Annotated in this window: 2 protein-coding genes and 1 pseudogene; 2 read left to right on the top strand and 1 reads right to left on the bottom strand. The window is 37.7% G+C overall.

The window, feature by feature from the left end:
- Positions 1-88: 88 nt before the first annotated feature.
- Both mecA and ACMZ6U_RS09955 read left to right on the top strand, forming a co-directional pair.
- Positions 89-847, top strand: a complete 759-nt coding sequence (gene mecA, locus ACMZ6U_RS09950; RefSeq protein ID WP_416108280.1) for an adaptor protein MecA — start codon at positions 89-91, stop codon at positions 845-847.
- A complete protein-coding gene (locus ACMZ6U_RS09955; RefSeq protein WP_416108281.1) occupies positions 848-2,005 on the top strand; it encodes a glycosyltransferase family 4 protein in 1,158 nt (385 codons plus the stop codon).
- A 32-nt stretch (positions 2,006-2,037) separates the two neighbouring features.
- Here the strand turns inward: ACMZ6U_RS09955 and ACMZ6U_RS09960 are convergent.
- Positions 2,038-2,619, bottom strand: a pseudogene (locus ACMZ6U_RS09960) (transposase); the annotation flags it as partial.
- Positions 2,620-2,743: the final 124 nt, after the last annotated feature.

Raw genomic sequence — 2,743 nt, forward strand, 5'->3', positions numbered from 1 at the left:
CCTGTGTTAGTGAGGCTAGTTATAAAATTGAAAAAGACCTGCAATTCTAGTATAATATGGAGTAATATACGTATGAGGTACCGATGAAATGGAAATGAAACAAATTAGCGAAACAACGCTAAAAATCACGATTAGTATGGAAGATTTGGAAGAAAGAGGGATGGAATTAAAAGATTTCCTTATTCCTCAAGAAAAAACGGAAGAATTTTTTTATTCCGTGATGGACGAACTTGATTTACCAGATAACTTCAAAAATAGTGGCATGTTGAGTTTTCGTGTGACACCTAAGAAAGATCGATTAGATGTTTTTGTAACTAAGTCTGAAATTGATAAGGATTTAAACTTTGATGATTTAGCAGCCTTGGGTGATGTCTCCCAAATGTCTCCGGATGAATTCTTCAAGACATTAGAAAAATCAATGTTGGATAAGGGAGACACTGAAGCTCACGAGAAGTTAAAACAAATGGAAGAAATCGTGGAATCTGCGATGGCAGAGCAAACATCAGAAGCAGACTTAGCAGATGAACCTACTGAAGATAATGCTGAACAAGACAGTTATACGCACTATGTGTTACAGTTTCCGATGCTGAAAGATGCCGTTGCTTTTTCAAAGGCGATTGACTTTGAAATAGAAGCATCAGAACTGTATAAATTCGATGGTAGTTATTATATAACTATCTTGGTTAGTCTAGAAAATAAGCCCGCTTATTATGCTGACTTGGTTCACGCCCGCTTGTTGGAGCACGGTCGTAGTGGTCAAAAAACAAGAGCCTATCTACAAGAGCATGGCGTCCGTTTACTTGAAGGTTATGCAGTGGCTGATTTAGAAGGTATCAAGGTGGTCTAAATGTTACCATTTGAATTGTCATTCGTCTTATCCTTGATTGCTGCTTTTCTTCTTTCCCTAATCCTAACTCCGATCGTTCGCTTTTTGTCTTTACGTGTTGGAGCTGTCGATAAACCAAATGATCGTCGTATTAATAAGACGCCTATGCCTAGTGCAGGTGGTTTAGCCGTTTTTTTCTCCTTTTTTCTCGTCGCAGTGGGAATTTTTCCTAAAATCACTAGAAATATTGATATGGATATCCCTTATTTGGGTTATATATTGCCTGTGTTGGTAGGGGCTACTCTTGTTATAATAACTGGCTATTTAGATGATATTTTTGAAATTTCAGCTAAGAAAAAAATGTTAGGTATTATTGGTGGAGCAGTGATTATATGGGCCTGTACGGATTTTCGATTTGATAGTTTCAAAATTCCCTTCGGTGGACCAATGATTGAATTTGGTCCGGTAGTAACCTTCGTGTTAACTATTATTTGGATTGTTTCCATTACCAATGCGATTAATCTAATTGATGGATTAGATGGGTTAGTAGCAGGAGTTTCTATGATTTCCTTAGCCACGATGGGGATGGTTTCTTACTTTTTTTTGCCGCAAGTTGACTTGTTTTTAACCATGACTATTTTCCTTTTAATTGCGGCTATATTGGGATTTTTTCCTTACAATTACCATCCAGCCATCATTTATGGGGGAGATACGGGAGCCCTCTTTATCGGATTTATGATAGGGGTTCTTTCCTTGCAAGGTCTAAAAAATTCGACAGCAGTAGCTGTTGTCACCCCTGTTATTATTTTAGGGGTACCTATTGTTGATACTGCAGTCGCTATTGTGCGTCGGAAATTATCAGGTCGAAAGATTTCAGAGGCTGATAAAATGCATCTTCATCATCGCCTATTAGCTATGGGTTTTACACACCGTGGAGCTGTATTAGTGGTTTATGGCATTGCGATCTTGTTCTCACTGATTGCTTTACTGTTGAATATTTCTAGCCGCTTAGGGGGCATTCTGCTAATGGTTGGTGTTTTATTTGCCTTAGAAGTTCTGATTGAAAGTTTGGAAATATGGGGTGACAATAGGACACCACTCTTCAATAGCTTAAAATTCATTGGAAATAGCGATTATCGCCAAGCCTGTTTGCAAAAATGGAATGATAGAAAAAAATAGGCTCTTCGTCAACTGTAGTGGGTGACTTATCATTAACATCTAGAGAGAATCGTTCTGGTTCTCTCTATTTCTCTCTTTCTGGTTTTCGAGAGACAACCTAAAAAGGTCACTCCCCTGACCCTTTTAGTATTCAAAGCGATGAGACTTTTGGTTTTAAAGTTTTTGAACTTCCGGAATCCAAAAGCTTGGCGTTTGATATCTTTGATGAGTTTGTTATTTGCTTCTAGCTTCGCGTTAGAATAGGGAATTTCTAAGGCATTAATAATATAGCTTTTGTATTTCAAAAAAGTTTTGAAGACCGTTCGAAACTCTTTATTCACAGTTTCCAGATGCTCCTCGATTAAGTCAAAAAAGTGGCTAGCTTGTTTCTCTTGAAAATGAAACAGTAATAGTTGATATAGGTCATAATAATAGCGCAGTTCCTCAGAGAAAGGTAAGGTTTTCTGAACGACTTCTCGAGGGGTTAAGGTTTGTCTAAAGGTCCTTGAATAGAACGTCTCCAGAGTATCTTTTTGTAAGATTCGCCAGTGATTCTTCATCGCTCGATAAGGTAAGGATTGCGTGTCAAAAGATTTCATAATGGCAATTCTCGTAGCTATCATAGCCCTACTTATACTCATCCAAAATCAAAAATAGCAGAAGTCCACTTTCGCTGAACAATCGTTTTTAAGTCACTCTAATGGAGAGCCTGAATAACAGATTGTAGCTTATCTATGACGTCATCTAATGTTTTAAAGG

Source organism: Streptococcus pluranimalium (assembly GCF_047785745.1).
Classification (GTDB): domain Bacteria; phylum Bacillota; class Bacilli; order Lactobacillales; family Streptococcaceae; genus Streptococcus; species Streptococcus pluranimalium_B.